Origin of the sequence: Escherichia sp. WS2035, from assembly GCF_046487065.1 — a bacterium.
GTDB lineage: Bacteria > Pseudomonadota > Gammaproteobacteria > Enterobacterales > Enterobacteriaceae > Escherichia > Escherichia coli.
In genome coordinates this window covers 414,170-429,299 of record NZ_JBJQKD010000001.1, presented here as the reverse complement: position 1 = coordinate 429,299, position 15,130 = coordinate 414,170, and the positions used below count along the sequence as shown (strand labels likewise).

At 48.6% G+C, this 15,130-nt stretch carries 15 protein-coding genes and 1 pseudogene; 10 read left to right on the top strand and 6 right to left on the bottom strand.

Going from position 1 to position 15,130, the window contains the following annotated elements:
• The first annotated feature begins 1 nt into the window (after position 1).
• The 7 genes and pseudogenes from mrdB (at position 2) to lipA (ending at position 6,669) form a co-directional block, all read left to right on the top strand.
• Entirely contained in the window at positions 2–1,114 is a 1,113-nt protein-coding gene (gene mrdB / locus ACJHX4_RS02070) for a peptidoglycan glycosyltransferase MrdB (RefSeq protein ID WP_000131717.1), read from the top strand.
• 10 nt (positions 1,115–1,124) lie between these two features.
• A complete protein-coding gene (gene rlpA / locus ACJHX4_RS02065) occupies positions 1,125–2,213 on the top strand; it encodes an endolytic peptidoglycan transglycosylase RlpA (protein WP_001231421.1) in 1,089 nt (362 codons plus the stop codon).
• Positions 2,214–2,352: 139 nt separating this feature from the next.
• Positions 2,353–3,564: a D-alanyl-D-alanine carboxypeptidase DacA gene (gene dacA, locus ACJHX4_RS02060; RefSeq protein ID WP_001092082.1), complete on the top strand. Its 1,212-nt coding sequence runs from the start codon at positions 2,353–2,355 to the stop codon at positions 3,562–3,564.
• A gap of 109 nt (positions 3,565–3,673) precedes the next feature.
• On the top strand, positions 3,674–3,937 hold the full coding sequence (ybeD, locus tag ACJHX4_RS02055; RefSeq protein WP_000850550.1) for a DUF493 family protein YbeD: 264 nt from the start codon (positions 3,674–3,676) through the stop codon (positions 3,935–3,937).
• Positions 3,938–4,037: 100 nt separating this feature from the next.
• On the top strand, positions 4,038–4,679 hold the full coding sequence (lipB, locus tag ACJHX4_RS02050; protein WP_000284040.1) for a lipoyl(octanoyl) transferase LipB: 642 nt from the start codon (positions 4,038–4,040) through the stop codon (positions 4,677–4,679).
• Positions 4,680–4,938: 259 nt separating this feature from the next.
• Positions 4,939–5,463 (top strand): annotated as a pseudogene (locus ACJHX4_RS02045) (YbeF family transcriptional regulator); the annotation flags it as partial.
• A 240-nt stretch (positions 5,464–5,703) separates the two neighbouring features.
• Positions 5,704–6,669, top strand: coding sequence for a lipoyl synthase (gene lipA / locus ACJHX4_RS02040; RefSeq protein ID WP_000042632.1), 966 nt, complete (start codon positions 5,704–5,706; stop codon positions 6,667–6,669).
• 99 nt (positions 6,670–6,768) lie between these two features.
• Here the strand turns inward: lipA and tatE are convergent, their stop codons facing one another.
• Both tatE and ACJHX4_RS02030 read right to left on the bottom strand, forming a co-directional pair.
• Complete coding sequence (gene tatE / locus ACJHX4_RS02035) at positions 6,769–6,972, bottom strand: twin-arginine translocase subunit TatE (RefSeq protein WP_000503931.1); 204 nt, start codon at positions 6,970–6,972, stop codon at positions 6,769–6,771.
• 128 nt (positions 6,973–7,100) lie between these two features.
• On the bottom strand, positions 7,101–7,889 hold the full coding sequence (locus ACJHX4_RS02030) for a deaminated glutathione amidase (protein ID WP_001295861.1): 789 nt from the start codon (positions 7,887–7,889) through the stop codon (positions 7,101–7,103).
• 92 nt (positions 7,890–7,981) lie between these two features.
• Between ACJHX4_RS02030 and crcB the strand changes: the two genes are divergently transcribed.
• On the top strand, positions 7,982–8,365 hold the full coding sequence (gene crcB, locus ACJHX4_RS02025; protein ID WP_000939738.1) for a fluoride efflux transporter CrcB: 384 nt from the start codon (positions 7,982–7,984) through the stop codon (positions 8,363–8,365).
• 53 nt (positions 8,366–8,418) lie between these two features.
• On the opposite strand, the gene cspE is transcribed toward crcB, so the two are convergent.
• Positions 8,419–8,628 carry a transcription antiterminator/RNA stability regulator CspE gene (gene cspE / locus ACJHX4_RS02020; RefSeq protein ID WP_000034825.1) on the bottom strand — a complete coding sequence of 70 codons (210 nt, stop codon included), beginning with the start codon at positions 8,626–8,628 and terminating at the stop codon, positions 8,419–8,421.
• 174 nt (positions 8,629–8,802) lie between these two features.
• On the bottom strand, positions 8,803–9,363 hold the full coding sequence (gene pagP, locus ACJHX4_RS02015; RefSeq protein WP_001103088.1) for a lipid IV(A) palmitoyltransferase PagP: 561 nt from the start codon (positions 9,361–9,363) through the stop codon (positions 8,803–8,805).
• A 586-nt stretch (positions 9,364–9,949) separates the two neighbouring features.
• Between pagP and dcuC the strand changes: the two genes are divergently transcribed.
• Complete coding sequence (dcuC, locus tag ACJHX4_RS02010; protein ID WP_000955057.1) at positions 9,950–11,335, top strand: anaerobic C4-dicarboxylate transporter DcuC; 1,386 nt, start codon at positions 9,950–9,952, stop codon at positions 11,333–11,335.
• A gap of 40 nt (positions 11,336–11,375) precedes the next feature.
• On the opposite strand, the gene dpiA is transcribed toward dcuC, so the two are convergent.
• Complete coding sequence (gene dpiA, locus ACJHX4_RS02005) at positions 11,376–12,056, bottom strand: two-component response regulator DpiA (protein WP_000126500.1); 681 nt, start codon at positions 12,054–12,056, stop codon at positions 11,376–11,378.
• The gene (dpiB, locus tag ACJHX4_RS02000; protein ID WP_000939762.1) at positions 12,025–13,683 is read right to left on the bottom strand and encodes a sensor histidine kinase DpiB; all 1,659 of its coding nucleotides are present in this window, start codon (positions 13,681–13,683) and stop codon (positions 12,025–12,027) included. The genes dpiA and dpiB overlap by 32 nt, the downstream gene beginning before the upstream one ends.
• A gap of 379 nt (positions 13,684–14,062) precedes the next feature.
• Here dpiB and citC point away from each other — a divergent pair, with 379 nt between their 5' ends.
• Positions 14,063–15,121 (top strand): [citrate (pro-3S)-lyase] ligase, encoded by a 1,059-nt coding sequence (gene citC / locus ACJHX4_RS01995; RefSeq protein WP_000467705.1) that lies wholly within the window; start codon positions 14,063–14,065, stop codon positions 15,119–15,121.
• Positions 15,122–15,130: the final 9 nt, after the last annotated feature.

Below are 15,130 nucleotides of genomic sequence, written 5' to 3'. Positions count from 1 at the left end.
CATGACGGATAATCCGAATAAAAAAACATTCTGGGATAAAGTCCATCTCGATCCCACAATGCTGCTGATCTTACTGGCATTGCTGGTTTACAGCGCCCTGGTTATCTGGAGCGCCAGCGGTCAGGATATTGGCATGATGGAGCGTAAAATCGGCCAGATTGCGATGGGTCTGGTCATCATGGTGGTGATGGCGCAAATTCCTCCACGCGTTTATGAAGGCTGGGCCCCCTATCTCTATATCATCTGTATTATTTTGCTGGTGGCGGTAGATGCTTTCGGTGCCATCTCTAAAGGCGCTCAACGCTGGCTGGACCTCGGTATTGTTCGTTTTCAACCGTCGGAAATTGCCAAGATAGCCGTACCGTTGATGGTTGCACGCTTTATCAACCGCGACGTTTGCCCACCTTCATTGAAGAATACAGCTATCGCGCTGGTGCTGATATTTATGCCCACGCTGCTGGTGGCTGCACAGCCTGACCTGGGAACATCAATCCTCGTTGCGCTTTCCGGCCTGTTTGTACTGTTCCTCTCTGGCCTTAGCTGGCGTCTGATTGGCGTCGCAGTAGTGCTGGTAGCGGCGTTCATTCCGATTCTGTGGTTCTTCCTGATGCATGATTACCAGCGCCAGCGCGTAATGATGCTCCTGGACCCGGAATCAGACCCACTCGGCGCAGGCTATCACATTATTCAGTCTAAAATTGCTATTGGCTCCGGCGGATTACGCGGCAAAGGCTGGCTGCACGGCACTCAGTCACAGCTTGAATTTCTCCCCGAACGCCATACCGACTTTATCTTCGCGGTACTGGCGGAAGAGCTGGGATTAGTGGGCATTTTGATTCTGCTCGCTCTCTACATTCTGCTGATCATGCGCGGGCTGTGGATAGCCGCCAGAGCGCAAACCACCTTTGGTCGCGTCATGGCTGGCGGCTTAATGCTGATATTATTCGTTTATGTCTTCGTAAATATTGGTATGGTAAGCGGTATTCTGCCGGTTGTAGGGGTTCCGCTCCCACTGGTCAGTTATGGAGGATCGGCGCTAATTGTGCTGATGGCTGGGTTCGGGATTGTAATGTCAATCCACACCCACAGGAAAATGTTGTCGAAAAGCGTGTAAGAGGTGCGCAATGCGTAAGCAGTGGCTCGGGATCTGCATCGCGGCAGGAATGCTCGCGGCATGTACAAGCGATGATGGTCAGCAACAGACGGTAAGTGTACCGCAGCCTGCGGTATGTAACGGCCCCATAGTTGAAATTAGCGGGGCAGACCCGCGTTTCGAACCACTGAACGCGACGGCAAATCAGGATTACCAGCGCGACGGTAAAAGCTACAAAATCGTGCAGGATCCGTCTCGATTTAGCCAGGCGGGACTGGCGGCAATCTATGATGCCGAACCCGGCAGTAACCTGACGGCCTCTGGCGAAGCTTTCGATCCGACACAGTTGACGGCGGCCCATCCAACGCTTCCGATCCCCAGCTACGCCAGAATCACTAACCTGGCTAACGGGCGAATGATCGTGGTGCGCATTAATGATCGCGGCCCTTATGGCAACGACCGCGTGATTTCGCTTTCTCGCGCGGCAGCTGACCGTCTTAACACGTCAAACAACACCAAAGTTCGTATCGATCCGATTATTGTCGCCCAGGATGGTTCGCTTTCTGGTCCTGGTATGGCTTGTACCACAGTCGCCAAACAGACTTACGCCCTGCCAGCACCTCCCGATTTAAGCGGTGGCGCGGGAACAAGTTCAGTGCCTGTCCCGCAGGGTGACATTCTTCCGGTCAGTAATTCGACGCTAAAAAGCGAAGATCCGACCGGCGCGCCGGTAACCAGCAGCGGTTTCCTCGGCGCACCAACGACCTTAGCGCCTGGTGTACTGGAAGGCAGCGAACCGACGCCTGCGCCACAGCCCGTTGTTACAGCTCCGTCGACAACGCCTGCAACCTCACCTGCAATGGTGACACCGCAAGCCGCCTCGCAAAGCGCCAGCGGCAACTTTATGGTGCAAGTCGGGGCCGTTAGCGATCAGGCTCGTGCGCAACAGTACCAACAGCAACTGGGACAGAAGTTCGGCGTCCCCGGTCGCGTAACTCAAAATGGCGCGGTCTGGCGGATCCAGCTTGGCCCATTCGCCAGCAAAGCCGAAGCCAGTACCTTGCAGCAACGTTTGCAAACCGAAGCCCAATTACAGTCATTTATTACCACCGCGCAGTAGCGTAAAGCAGGCATCTGATGTGTCAATTTCTGTAAATGACGTTAACAAAGTCACGCGGAAAGTCAGATGCCTGCCGGTAGTGCATTTGCTATAGTAGGGCACTTTTTTTAATTCCATCACGGATGTCGTAGTTCAGACCATGAATACCATTTTTTCCGCTCGTATCATGAAGCGCCTGGCGCTCACCACGGCTCTTTGCACAGCCTTTATCTCTGCTGCACATGCCGATGACCTGAATATCAAAACCATGATCCCGGGTGTACCGCAGATCGACGCGGAGTCCTACATCCTGATTGACTATAACTCCGGCAAAGTACTCGCCGAACAGAACGCTGATGTCCGCCGCGATCCTGCCAGCCTGACCAAAATGATGACCAGTTACGTTATCGGCCAGGCAATGAAAGCCGGTAAATTTAAAGAAACTGATTTAGTCACTATCGGCAACGACGCATGGGCCACCGGTAACCCGGTGTTTAAAGGTTCTTCGCTGATGTTCCTCAAACCGGGCATGCAGGTTCCGGTTTCTCAGCTGATCCGCGGTATTAACCTGCAATCGGGTAACGATGCTTGTGTCGCCATGGCCGATTTTGCCGCTGGTAGCCAGGACGCTTTTGTTGGCTTGATGAACAGCTACGTTAACGCCCTGGGCCTGAAAAATACCCACTTCCAGACGGTACACGGTCTGGATGCTGATGGTCAGTACAGCTCCGCGCGAGATATGGCGCTGATCGGCCAGGCGTTGATCCGTGACGTACCGAATGAATACTCGATCTATAAAGAAAAAGAATTTACGTTTAACGGTATTCGCCAGCTGAACCGTAACGGCCTGTTATGGGATAACAGCCTGAATGTCGACGGCATCAAAACCGGACACACTGACAAAGCAGGTTACAACCTTGTTGCTTCTGCGACTGAAGGCCAGATGCGCTTGATCTCTGCGGTGATGGGCGGACGTACTTTTAAAGGCCGTGAAGCCGAAAGTAAAAAATTGCTAACCTGGGGCTTCCGTTTCTTCGAAACCGTTAATCCTCTGAAAGTAGGTAAAGAGTTCGCCTCTGAACCGGTTTGGTTTGGTGATTCTGATCGCGCTTCGTTAGGGGTTGATAAAGACGTGTACCTGACCATTCCGCGTGGTCGCATGAAAGATCTGAAAGCTAGCTATGTGCTGAACAGCAGTGAATTGCATGCGCCGCTGCAAAAGAATCAGGTCGTCGGAACTATCAACTTCCAGCTTGACGGCAAAACGATCGAACAACGCCCGCTGGTTGTGCTGCAAGAAATCCCGGAAGGTAACTTCTTCGGCAAAATCATTGATTACATTAAATTAATGTTCCATCACTGGTTTGGTTAAAAATTGAACACTTGAAAGTGTAATTTCCGTCCCCATATACTAAGCATCAGTAAAAAACTCCCGCCTTCTGGCGGGAGTTGCTATTTAATTACGTTACGCCGGAGCTGACATGAAAACCAAACTTAACGAACTGCTTGAATTCCCTACTCCTTTTACTTACAAAGTTATGGGGCAGGCGTTACCTGAGCTGGTTGATCAGGTGGTTGAAGTGGTACAGCGCCATGCGCCAGGTGACTACACCCCAACGGTAAAACCAAGCAGCAAAGGCAACTACCACTCGGTATCTATCACTATCAACGCCACTCATATCGAGCAGGTTGAAACACTGTATGAAGAACTGGGCAAAATCGATATTGTCCGCATGGTTCTGTAACTCGCTTCTCCGTTACCCGGCTCCTGGTCGGGTAACTCCCCTCTCCTCGCTGTGATATACTTTTCCCCCACTTTTACTCATTCTCCACGGAGATGCCGTTTTGTATCAGGATAAAATTCTTGTCCGCCAGCTCGGTCTTCAGCCTTACGAGCCAATCTCCCAGGCTATGCATGAATTCACCGATACCCGCGATGAAAGTACCCTTGATGAAATCTGGCTGGTCGAGCACTATCCGGTATTCACCCAAGGGCAGGCAGGAAAGGCGGAGCACATTTTAATGCCGGGTGATATTCCGGTGATCCAGAGCGATCGCGGTGGGCAGGTGACTTATCACGGGCCGGGGCAACAGGTGATGTATGTGTTGCTTAACCTGAAACGCCGTAAACTCGGTGTGCGTGAACTGGTGACCTTGCTTGAGCAAACAGTGGTGAATACCCTGGCTGAACTGGGTATAGAAGCGCATCCTCGGGCTGACGCGCCTGGTGTCTATGTCGGGGAAAAGAAAATTTGCTCACTGGGTTTACGTATTCGACGCGGTTGTTCATTCCACGGTCTGGCATTAAACGTCAATATGGATCTTTCACCATTTTTACGTATTAATCCTTGTGGGTATGCAGGAATGGAAATGGCTAAAATATCACAATGGAAACCCGAAGCGACGACTAATAATATTGCACCACGTTTACTGGAAAATATTTTAGCGCTACTAAACAATCCTGACTTCGAATATATTACCGCTTAATTCCATACATCAATGGCCCAATTTACACTGGGTCATTACTCATAATACCTGCTAATGCTTTACATCTCCTTCGCGTTTGTATATTTTCTTTATCACTTGCAGAAATGCGATGCTACGCCTTGCTCCGTAGCCCACCTAATTGATTAACTCATTGAAATAATTGACCATGGTGAGCAAAAGCGTTCCGTCCCAATTAGACATAAGATTATTGTAATTTTTTTAAATATTATTTTTTCATGAATAAAATTGGAGTAAGTGCGTGGATAGTAATAATAAAATTGAACCCTGTTTAAGCAGAAAATCGTCAGAAGGTAAACCACAAATATTTACAACCTTACGAAATATTGATCTTACCCTTCTGACTATTTTGAAGTTGCATATGTCCATAAAGGAATCGTTAATGCAGCGAAAGTGCTTAATCTGCCCCCCCTCGGCAATCTATCAGCCTATTCAGAAACTGCGCGTTATATTCCCTGACCTATTGTTTATTCGCAAAGGCCAGGGTGTCACTCCTACCGCATTTGCGATGTATCTATATGAGTCTATCACTCAGGGACTTGAGTCCATTCTTGGCGCGCTGGATATCGAAGGAAGCTATGATAAGCAACGGACGATAACTATTGCGCCCTCCCCCTCGGTCGGAGCCCTGGTCCTTCCTGTCATCTATCGGGCGATTAAAACTCACTATCCACAGCTTTTACTGCGCAACCCGCCCATCAGCGGCGCGGAAAACCAACTCAGTCAGTTTCAAACCGATCTCATCATCAATAACATGTTTTGCACGGGGTCATAGATGTTATCCGTAATGCATTTTGAAAAAGTATTGTTACAGCCAGATCACAGCGCACAACGATAAAATGGCACAATCCAACAACAATTTTACATTTTCGCGACCGCTTTGGCTGCTTTCAGGTCCGTTTCAATGATATACTGCCAGTCGTTAATTCAAAAATAGTTGATAATTACAACAATCTATTGAATTGAAACGCTTTCCTTCGTAATTCGCAACTGGAACACGCACGCTATGAGTAAACCCATTGTGATGGAACGCGGTGTTAAATACCGCGATGCCGATAAGATGGCCCTTATCCCGGTTAAAAACGTGGCAACAGAGCGCGAAGCCCTGCTGCGCAAGCCGGAATGGATGAAAATCAAGCTTCCAGCGGACTCTACACGTATCCAGGGCATCAAAGCCGCAATGCGCAAAAATGGCCTGCATTCTGTCTGCGAGGAAGCCTCCTGCCCTAACCTGGCGGAATGCTTTAACCACGGCACTGCAACGTTTATGATCCTCGGCGCTATTTGTACCCGCCGTTGCCCGTTCTGTGACGTTGCCCACGGTCGCCCGGTAGCTCCTGATGCCAATGAACCAGTGAAACTGGCGCAGACCATTGCCGATATGGCGCTGCGTTATGTGGTTATCACCTCCGTTGACCGTGATGATCTGCGCGATGGCGGTGCCCAGCACTTTGCGGATTGCATTACTGCCATTCGGGAAAAAAGCCCGCAAATCAAAATTGAAACTCTGGTGCCGGATTTCCGCGGTCGTATGGATCGTGCTCTGGATATTCTGACTGCAACGCCACCAGATGTGTTCAACCATAACCTGGAAAACGTACCGCGTATTTACCGTCAGGTACGGCCTGGTGCAGATTACAACTGGTCGCTTAAGCTGCTGGAACGCTTTAAAGAAGCGCATCCGGAAATCCCGACCAAGTCTGGTCTGATGGTGGGACTGGGTGAAACCAATGAAGAAATTATTGAGGTAATGCGCGACCTGCGCCGTCATGGTGTGACGATGCTAACGCTGGGGCAATATTTGCAGCCAAGCCGCCATCACCTGCCGGTTCAACGTTACGTTAGCCCGGATGAGTTCGACGAAATGAAAGCCGAAGCGCTGGCGATGGGCTTTACCCATGCTGCATGCGGTCCGTTTGTCCGCTCTTCTTACCACGCCGATTTGCAGGCGAAAGGGATGGAAGTTAAGTAATCCTGTAATAATTACTTACATCTGTCTGATAAAAAACCCGCTTTTTGAAGCGGGTTTTTGTATCGAACAAGATATTGAGGGAGCGTCCTGCTCGCCACGTCACTCTTTATGAGAGAGCTTTTCAGCCTGAAGATCAACGTCTGCGCCTTTTTTCGCCGCAGCATCGTCATCATTCATCGCCTTCTTGAACCCTTTAATGGCCGCTCCAAGGTCTCCGCCCAGCGTACGTAACTTCTTAGTCCCAAACAGCAGAACGACCAGCGCCGCAACTACCAGCAGTTTGGTAATACTAATCTCACCCATAGATACCTTCTTGACATATAACCGGCAACAGAACGCGCCTTAAAAACCAGAGAATATTAACGGTCATTCGACGCGCGCACACAATAGCAATCTGTAACAAGGTGAATCAAGCGCCGAGTAAAAAAACATCATAATAATTGCGGCGGCGCAAAGCGACGGTTGTTTAAGACGGGCAGTTGCGCGCGCACCTGACGCACACGTTCGGGCGTCACTTCCGCCATAATGAGTGCAGGCATTTCTGACGCTGCCGCAATGGTGACGCCAAAGGGATCTATAATCCGGCTTTGCCCGATATTTTTGTTCCCGCACTCCCCCGCCGCCACCATATAACAGGTGGTATCCAGCGCACGAGCGGCAAGCAACGTTGACCAGTGATGCTCTTTGAGCGGCCCACGAACCCAGGCGGCAGGAAGTACCAGTATTTCAGCTCCCTGTAATGCCTGTGCCAGCGCCAGCTCTGGAAAGCGTAAGTCATAACAGGTCATCAGACCGACCTTCATCCCCTCCACCTCCAGTAACGGAGCTATTTCATTACCAGCATCAACATGGCGTGATTCCTGAATGGCAAATGCATCATAGAGATGCAGTTTGGCATAACGGGCGACGATGTTTCCTGCCTGTAGCGCCACCAGCATATTCCATGCGCGCCCCGGTGTTGAAGGAACATGAATCGTCAGAATTGTCGTCATCATGTTACGTTTACTTTCTCGCCGTAAACGACCGAGGAATTCGCCTTCCAGCAGTTGTGCTGATTTAACCGATAGATCTGCATCATGATCATCACGCGCCAGTAATGCTTCCGGCAGGACAAACAGCGAAACCTCGTTTTCCGCCGCCTGCGCCATCAACGAGGCACAAATCTCAACGTTCTTTTCCCACACAGATGTAACAGCAAACTGTCCTGCGGCAACCAGCATTGCCACCTCCTGTCAGAGTCGTAAAATTCGCCAACGGCGATTATTCGGCGTTACACTTATCACTCATACAAATCAAATAGCAGGATTTTGCAGTGTTACAACTTCTTTTAGCAGTTTTTATTGGCGGTGGTACGGGAAGCGTGGCGAGATGGCTGTTAAGTATGCGATTTAACCCGCTGCATCAGGCGATTCCGTTGGGAACGCTGGCAGCAAACCTGATTGGGGCATTCATCATAGGAATGGGATTCGCCTGGTTCAGCAGGATGACGAACATTGATCCAGTGTGGAAAGTATTAATCACCACCGGATTTTGTGGCGGTCTAACAACCTTCTCAACATTTTCGGCAGAAGTGGTGTTTTTGTTACAAGAGGGCCGCTTTGGCTGGGCGTTACTGAACGTTTTCGTCAACCTTTTGGGGTCTTTTGCCATGACCGCACTGGCTTTCTGGCTGTTTTCCGCCTCAACCGCACACTAAAGACCAAAAAAAACCCGCTGATTAAGCGGGTTTTGAATTCTTGCTGACGTATCTTACAGAGCGATTACGTTTGCAGCAGAAGGGCCTTTGGCACCGTTAGTGATTTCGAACTCTACGCGCTGACCTTCAGCAAGAGTTTTAAAACCATTAGTCTGGATTGCAGAGAAGTGTACGAACACGTCTTTGCTGCCGTCTTCCGGAGTAATGAAACCGAATCCTTTGGACTCATTAAACCACTTAACGTTACCTTTAATCTTAGACATCAAAATTACCTTTACATGAAAAATAGACACAAATGCTGTGTCGGTTACCAGTACACCAATTGTGGTACGCTTTGTCCAGTGCAACTTTACTAAAAAGTGATAAAAGTCGCGTTATTTTTGATGTTAATTATTTTAGTGGTTGATTTTAAAGAATTTACTAAAACTTCATTTGTCTCAAAACTGAAAGCGCATCCAGGCAAAGTACACATTGCCATTGTTGTAGGTACCCGGAATGTAGGTCATCTGAAACGTCGCGGGGCCATACCCCACAGAGGCCAATGGCAGTAGAACCGGAAGAGGGATGTAATTCCAGTTATCGCGCGCCGTTACGCCAGCGGTAAATCCCAGGCCTAAATGAAAATTTTCATCCGCCAGCGGTCGCCAGGTACTTTCCCATCCGTATCCGGCAATCGGTTCCCATTTGTTCCACGAGTCCTTAAATGCCATTGCATACAGGCCATGCCAGTTTCCTTTTTCATCCCAACGCGACTGACCAAAACCGCCACCCCACGGTCGCTCGTTATAGCGATCGGTTTTTTCTTTGTCATAGGCAAAACGCGCATGCCAGGTGATGGCAGGAATATATAAATCATAATGTTCTGGCTGTTGCCAGGTTTGTGCAATATTTTCTCTAAACGTTGTCATCCACTCATCAGCGTTAGCAAAAACTTTACCAACACTGATTAACTGAATAAAAACAAAGAAAAATATAGCGACATATTTACTCACGTTCATTTGTGACCATTAAACATTTATCAAAAATCTACTACTAACATAGCAAAACTACAATTAACATAACCTCAATAGCCCCAACATGAAGAATAATATGAATAGCTGCTCTATTTATTTCCGCTAGTTCAAGATAAATATTTCCGCGCATCGATTAAAGACGATGCATCGTTTTCTGCGATGGGAATAGTCATAAAAGAAAAACCAAGTCGTTTCTGATAACAAAATACAACCGATAAAAATTACCTTATTTTTTAATAAGATATAAAAAATATCTTAACGAAAAATATATTATGTATCGTCAACCCATGCTCATGGAAGATTATTTTTTGAGCACACAACCGCAGCTAACACCTTACAATTAACAAATTTGCATCAATCCGCCATCAATTTACACACATTATTATGTGATATTTGCCAACCGCTAAATATGCGTTTTGTTATCTACGTATAAAAACAGCAACTTCAATGTCTTAATGGCAGTTTTTCTTGATTTTAATCAGCATTCACCGCCAATTTATTGGGCATATTTTTTCCTTAACTTTTAGGAATTTTTTATTATTTACTTTGGGGCCTGGAGACAGGAAAAATTATGCTGACATTCATTGAACTCCTTATTGGGGTTGTGGTTATTGTGGGTGTAGCTCGCTACATCATTAAAGGGTATTCTGCCACTGGCGTGTTATTTGTCGGTGGCCTGTTATTGCTGATTATCAGTGCCATTATGGGGCACAAAGTGTTACCGTCCAGCCAGGCTTCAACAGGCTACAGCGCCACGGATATCGTTGAATACGTTAAAATATTGCTAATGAGCCGCGGCGGCGACCTCGGCATGATGATTATGATGCTGTGTGGCTTTGCCGCTTACATGACCCATATCGGCGCGAATGATATGGTGGTCAAGCTGGCGTCAAAACCATTGCAGTATATTAACTCCCCTTACCTTCTGATGATTGCCGCCTATTTTGTTGCCTGTCTGATGTCACTGGCCGTCTCTTCCGCAACCGGTCTGGGTGTTTTGCTGATGGCAACCCTGTTTCCGGTGATGGTAAACGTTGGTATCAGTCGTGGCGCAGCTGCTGCCATTTGTGCCTCCCCGGCGGCGATTATTCTCGCACCGACTTCAGGGGATGTGGTGCTGGCAGCGCAGGCTTCCGAAATGTCGCTGATTGACTTCGCCTTCAAAACAACGCTGCCTATCTCAATTGCTGCAATTATCGGCATGGCGATCGCCCACTTCTTCTGGCAACGTTATCTGGATAAAAAAGAGCACATCTCTCATGAAATGTTAGATGTCAGTGAAATCACCACCACTGCCCCTGCGTTTTATGCCATTTTGCCGTTCACGCCGATCATCGGAGTGCTGATTTTTGACGGCAAATGGGGTCCGCAATTACACATCATCACTATTCTGGTGATTTGTATGCTAATTGCCTCCATTCTGGAGTTCATCCGCAGCTTTAATACCCAGAAAGTTTTCTCTGGTCTGGAAGTGGCTTATCGCGGTATGGCAGATGCATTTGCTAACGTGGTGATGCTGCTGGTTGCCGCTGGGGTATTCGCTCAGGGGCTTAGCACCATCGGCTTTATTCAAAGTCTGATTTCTATCGCTACCTCGTTTGGTTCGGCGAGTATCATCCTGATGCTGGTATTGGTGATCCTGACAATGCTGGCGGCAGTCACGACCGGTTCAGGCAATGCGCCGTTTTATGCGTTTGTTGAGATGATCCCGAAACTGGCGCACTCCTCCGGCATTAACCCGGCGTATTTGACTATCCCGATGCTGCAGGCGTCAAACCTGGGTCGTACCCTATCACCCGTTTCTGGCGTAGTCGTTGCGGTTGCCGGGATGGCGAAGATCTCGCCGTTTGAAGTCGTAAAACGCACCTCGGTGCCGGTGCTTGTTGGTTTGGTGATTGTTATCGTTGCTACAGAGCTGATGGTGCCAGGAACGGCAGCAGCGGTCACAGGCAAGTAAATAGTAATGCCGGAGGCAAGTTTCCTCCGGCTTTATCATGTCACCCACTGTGGTATATGCGTTGCGGTCTGCCAACTTTGCCGTGAACAATTTCAGCAATAATCAGATGGCGGCTGGCGCAATATTCAAGATAACGCCTGGCAGTGGTGCGACTGATGGTCAGTGCCTGCGCCACCGTTTCTGCCGTATGTTGCACACCAGGCTCTTTGAACAGTTTTCGCACCGCGTTTAGCGTCAAGGGGTCAATGCCGGTCGGCAGTTCGTCTTTGGGTTCACCGCGAGCATAGGCATTAAACATCTCATCAATTTGCTTCTGGCTGGCGCTATCAATACTTTCCAGCATATGTTTACGCTGGCGGAAACGGGTTAGCGTTTGCCCCAGACGTTCATAGGCAATTGGCTTAATGAGATAATCAAATACACCACAACGTACGGCTTCAGACACCGTTTCCATATCGCTGGCTGCAGTGGTAAACACCACGTCGCCGGGATAATGCGCCTGCACCAGTTCATGCAGTAAATTAATCCCTCTACCGTCAGGAAGATAGTTATCGAGCAAGATTAGCCCCGGCTTAAAACGCTCGATCATCATTCGGGCCTGCGCCAGGTTTCCCGCCAGTAATATCTGGCTGAATCCGGGAATGTGACGAATATATTCCGCATGCATCTCTGCCAGCGGCGTTTCGTCCTCAACGATCAATAGGGTTAATGGAGCTGTCATTAGGTTTCACTTTCGGAATATAGATTGAAAATAAGGTACCGCAGGGATCATTATCTTCGAGAGTGATAACACCACCGCAGCGCGTTACGTAGCTGGCAATCAAGTACAACCCAATGCCATGTTCACCGGGCTCGTCAGCACGCGTACTGACACCCTGCTCAAATATTTTGTCTCGTAGAGACTCTGGAACGCCGCAGCCCTGATCGGCGACTTCAATCACCACATCATCGCCTTCATCGCTGAGGTATAATTCAACAATCTTGTTTCCTTCATCGCTACGCAGGCTTGCTTCGAAGGCGTTATCAAGTAAATTGCCAACAATGGCTGCAAACTCGGTGCTGTCCAGTCCTGGCGGCAGTTGCGAAAGCTGGCTACCGGGGACGATGACCATTTTTAGCCCCAGTTCGCGGGCGCGCTGCACTTTACCAAAAAGCAGCCCCGCCACCTGGCGATCGGCAAACGCCTCACGCAGGCTGTCAATAAGCTGTTGCTGGGCCTGAGACTCACCCTGCACCATCGCCAGCACGCGATCATACTCTTTCATCTGCAACAGACCATTGAGCGTCGACATCCAATTGAGATGCTCGTGTCGCAATGTACGAAGGCTCTCGACGTATTGTTTAATTTGCGTCAGTTGCGCATTGAGGGTGGAAATTTCGTCTTTACTACGAAAGCTGATAATGGCCCCCAGCAAATCATCGCCAGAACGAATAGCTTCCCGATTGGCGATAACGCTCAGACCGTTAAAGTTCGCCACCACATCCTGACGTTTTTCATCAATCTGTTCGGTAAAGAAATCGGCGGGCCTGACCACTTCAGCAATGGGTTTACCCAACCATTGCCGTCCGGGGGAGCTCAGCCCCAGCATCTTTCTTGCGTTACGATTGATGGCGGTAATGTACCCGTGCGGATCCACCGCAATCAGCCCTTCATAAACCGAACTAAACAGCGCCTCTTGCTGACGGACCACGCGTGCGATTTGCTTTGGCTCCATGCCCATCATCTGCCGACGGATATGCGCGGCCAGGAACCACGATAGCAACATCAAAATCCCTAACAGCACGACAAACACGCCTGCCATCGGTAATAAAAACTCAGCCCGCCAGCTATCGATTTTACTCACCAGATAGCCAATCGACACCACACCGATGACTTTTCCATCGTCATCAAAGATTGGCGTTTTGGCACGCATCGCCATGCCAATTGACCCTTTCCCGGTGATGAAGTAGCTCTCCCCTTTCTCCAGCGCGCCCGGTTTGGTGAACTGCATAGGATAACCAATTTTCTCCGGATTAGGATGGTAAAGACGAATCGAGTGCCGGTCGCCAATCACCACATAATCGAAATCAGTATCTCTTTGTAATTTGTCAGCGATGGTCGCCAGCCTCTTGTAGTCACGCGTTTTCACTGCGCTGATGATACTGTCATTAGAAGCAATAATTTTTGCCTGATTCATTGCCATGTCGCGCACATGAAGCGTTAAATAGTCCTCAAAACTGGCCGTAAAATATTGCGCCAGGGCTGCAATGACAAATATTGAGAACACCAGAATCAGCAAAAAGATACGCAGCGGAAATGCCAGTCTTTGGAAAAATGCAAACTGTTTATTCTCGTTAAGCTGCAACATTGTTTTCCTTGCGGGTTGTCCCGAGCCTCTTTGACGGATGTAATTAAAATGTTGAATAAAAATACATAGATATTAAATATGATCGTGGCAAATTTTATTCATTAAATCAATTAAATCACTTAAACCTGCGGGTTATTTCGTAATTACATTAGTTAAAAAACTTAAAACCATTAAATAAATAAAAAACCACTAACTCTATGTGAAATAAATCAAAATTTCACGCCGAAATACTCCTTAGGATGTATAGCGAAAGGAGAAAAAGATATACCTCGATCACCCCCCTTTCTCCCAAGTGAAAATAAAAGGTTATCAATTTGCAACATTGAACAACATTCGTTGCAAATCGATAACAACATGCACCTTCAGGATACTATTTATTATGTTCGGCAATGATATTTTCACCCGCGTAAAACGTTCAGAAAATAAAAAAATGGCGGAAATCGCCCAATTCCTGCATGAAAATGATTTGAGCGTTGACACCACAGTCGAAGTATTTATTACCGTAACCCGCGATGAAAAGCTTATCGCGTGCGGTGGAATTGCCGGAAATATTATTAAATGCGTTGCTATCAGTGAATCCGTTCGCGGTGAAGGACTGGCGCTGACATTAGCCACTGAACTGATAAACCTCGCCTATGAGCGGCACAGCACGCATCTGTTTATTTATACCAAAACCGAATACGAGGCGCTGTTCCGCCAGTGCGGTTTTTCCACGCTGACCAGCGTACCCGGCGTGATGGTGCTGATGGAAAACAGCGCCACGCGACTGAAACGCTATGCCGAATCGCTGAAAAAATTTCGTCATCCAGGGAACAAAATTGGCTGCATTGTGATGAACGCCAATCCCTTTACGAATGGTCACCGTTATCTGATTCAACAGGCTGCGGCACAATGCGACTGGTTGCATCTGTTTTTAGTCAAAGAAGATTCTTCACGCTTCCCCTATGAAGACCGGCTGGATCTGGTGTTAAAAGGCACCGCCGATATTCCACGCCTGACTGTGCATCGCGGCTCCGAATACATCATCTCCCGCGCAACGTTCCCTTGCTACTTCATTAAAGAACAGAGCGTCATTAACCATTGCTACACCGAAATTGATCTGAAGATTTTCCGTCAGTACCTCGCTCCCGCGCTGGGTGTAACTCACCGCTTTGTCGGTACTGAACCCTTTTGTCGCGTTACCGCCCAGTACAACCAGGATATGCGCTACTGGCTGGAAACGCCGACTATCTCCGCACCGCCCATCGAACTAGTTGAAATTGAGCGGCTGCGTTACCAGGAGATGCCGATATCCGCTTCCCGGGTACGTCAACTGCTGGCAAAAAACGATCTCACGGCTATCGCGCCGCTGGTCCCTGCAGTCACGCTGCATTATTTGCAGAACCTGCTTGAGCACTCCCGCCAGGACGCGGCAGCTCGTCAAAAGACCCCCGCATGAGAAACAGGT

Coding starts and splice junctions, on each gene's coding strand:
- tatE (WP_000503931.1), bottom strand. CDS start 6,972: ATGGGTGAGATTAGTATTACCAAACTGCTGGTAGTTGCGGCGCTGGTC.
- dpiB (WP_000939762.1), bottom strand. CDS start 13,683: ATGTTGCAGCTTAACGAGAATAAACAGTTTGCATTTTTCCAAAGACTG.
- dcuC (WP_000955057.1), top strand. CDS start 9,950: ATGCTGACATTCATTGAACTCCTTATTGGGGTTGTGGTTATTGTGGGT.
- citC (WP_000467705.1), top strand. CDS start 14,063: ATGTTCGGCAATGATATTTTCACCCGCGTAAAACGTTCAGAAAATAAA.
- rlpA (WP_001231421.1), top strand. CDS start 1,125: ATGCGTAAGCAGTGGCTCGGGATCTGCATCGCGGCAGGAATGCTCGCG.
- dacA (WP_001092082.1), top strand. CDS start 2,353: ATGAATACCATTTTTTCCGCTCGTATCATGAAGCGCCTGGCGCTCACC.
- ybeD (WP_000850550.1), top strand. CDS start 3,674: ATGAAAACCAAACTTAACGAACTGCTTGAATTCCCTACTCCTTTTACT.
- lipA (WP_000042632.1), top strand. CDS start 5,704: ATGAGTAAACCCATTGTGATGGAACGCGGTGTTAAATACCGCGATGCC.
- cspE (WP_000034825.1), bottom strand. CDS start 8,628: ATGTCTAAGATTAAAGGTAACGTTAAGTGGTTTAATGAGTCCAAAGGA.
- pagP (WP_001103088.1), bottom strand. CDS start 9,363: ATGAACGTGAGTAAATATGTCGCTATATTTTTCTTTGTTTTTATTCAG.
- ACJHX4_RS02030 (WP_001295861.1), bottom strand. CDS start 7,889: ATGCTGGTTGCCGCAGGACAGTTTGCTGTTACATCTGTGTGGGAAAAG.
- dpiA (WP_000126500.1), bottom strand. CDS start 12,056: ATGACAGCTCCATTAACCCTATTGATCGTTGAGGACGAAACGCCGCTG.
- mrdB (WP_000131717.1), top strand. CDS start 2: ATGACGGATAATCCGAATAAAAAAACATTCTGGGATAAAGTCCATCTC.